The 1,224-nt window shown below is 73.5% G+C and carries 1 pseudogene; it reads left to right on the forward strand.

Going from position 1 to position 1,224, the window contains the following annotated elements:
* Positions 1–1,224, forward strand: a pseudogene (locus HMPREF1023_RS15815) (ATP-dependent helicase); the annotation flags it as partial.

The following is a 1,224-nucleotide window of genomic DNA, read 5'->3' on the forward strand; positions in this document are numbered from 1 at the left end:
GAGACGGGTGTGTTCCGGCGTCTGCGCTCGCTGTCGTTGGCGGAAGCGCGCCGCGCCGTGCAGGCGGTGAGCCCGAGCGCGTTCGCGCGCTTCCTGATCGACCTGCAAGGAGCAGGGCCGCTGGGCGAGGAGCGATTCGAGGGCATCGACGGACTCGCCCAGGTGATCGCCCAGTTCGAAGGCGTGTTCCTGCCGGCTTCGGCCTGGGAGGCGCACGTGTTCCCCAGCCGCGTGCGCGACTATCGTCCCGGCATGCTCGACGAGCTGCTGGCTTCAGGCGACGTGGTGTGGGCGGGCGCTCGCCGCGAAGGCGACGAGGGCGATGGGCATGGGCGGGCGCCGCGGCCTCGCAGCTCCCGCGAGCGCGAAGCCGCAGGCCTCGTCGCGTTCTATCCCACCGATTCGCCGTTCGCGCCCGTACGGCCCGATCTGGCCGATGCGCCGTCCGACGGGCCGAAGCCGGAAGGCTCGGCGGCGCCGTCGGTCGAGGCGGCCGTGGTGGAAGCGCTCGGGTTCGGAGGCGGCTTGTTCTTCCGCCAGATCGTCGATGCGGTGCGCCGACGGCTTGCGCCCGAGTTCGTCGACGAGGCGGTCGTAGCCTCCACCATGCGCGAGCTCATGTGGGACGGGCGCGCGACGAACGACACGTACGCGCCGGTGCGCGCCTCGCTCGAAGGCGCGGGCGCTGCTGCGGGCAAGCCGCGCAGCGCGCCGCGTCGACGCGTGAGCAGCCGCCGGTCCGCCATGCGCACCGTCGATTCGCCGACGATGCGGGGCATAGCGTCCGCGCAGGCCGCGGTGGGCGCGGCTCTGACGGGGCGGTGGTCGCTCATCATGCCGTCGCCGGAGAACGACACGGTGCGCGCCATCGCGCTGGTGGAATCGATCCTCGATCGCTACGGCGTGCTGTCTCGCGACGTGGTGCAGCTGTCGGGCGTGCCCGGTGGGCTGGCCGCGTTGCTTCCCGTGCTGCGGCAGATGGAGGACGTGGGGGATGTGCTGCGCGGCGCGTTCGTGCAGGGCCTCGGCCCCGCGCAGTTCGCCGCGCGCGAGACCATCGACGTGCTGCGCACCTACGAGGCGGGCGACGGCGAGGCCGATCCACGCGAGCCCGTCGTGCTCGCCGCCGACGATCCCGCGTGCCTGTACGGCGCCGGCCTGCCTTGGCCGCCGGTCGCGCGCGCCGATGCCGAGGGCGCGGAGGAGCACGAAGCCCGTCCGACG

The sequence above is a fragment of the Eggerthella sp. 1_3_56FAA genome (assembly GCF_000185625.1).
Lineage (GTDB): Bacteria > Actinomycetota > Coriobacteriia > Coriobacteriales > Eggerthellaceae > Eggerthella > Eggerthella lenta.